The sequence below is a fragment of the Pseudomonas sp. 51_B genome (assembly GCF_017491595.1).
Lineage (GTDB): Bacteria > Pseudomonadota > Gammaproteobacteria > Pseudomonadales > Pseudomonadaceae > Aquipseudomonas > Aquipseudomonas promysalinigenes.
Genome location: NZ_JAFGYW010000650.1, coordinates 1 through 228 on the forward strand (window position 1 = coordinate 1; position 228 = coordinate 228).

At 63.2% G+C, this 228-nt stretch carries 1 protein-coding gene; it reads left to right on the forward strand.

What is annotated here, in order from left to right; all coding sequences use genetic code 11:
- On the forward strand, nt 1-228 hold a 228-nt coding region (locus J5M56_RS26560), incomplete at both ends, for an immunoglobulin-like domain-containing protein (RefSeq protein ID WP_207938262.1).

The following is a 228-nucleotide window of genomic DNA, read 5'->3' on the forward strand; positions in this document are numbered from 1 at the left end:
GCACCACAGGTGGTGACTTCGAGAAGCTGGACGTCAGCCCGGCACCGGCTGTGACCGCCATCACCGACACCATCGATACCTCGACGGTGACTCTGACCGCGACCCCAAGCGTGACCGAAGGCGGCACTGTGGTGTACACCGCCACCGTCAACGCCCCGGTTACTGGTGCTCCGCTGGTGATTACTTTGGCCAACGGCCAGACCATCACCATCCCGGTCAACGCAAGCT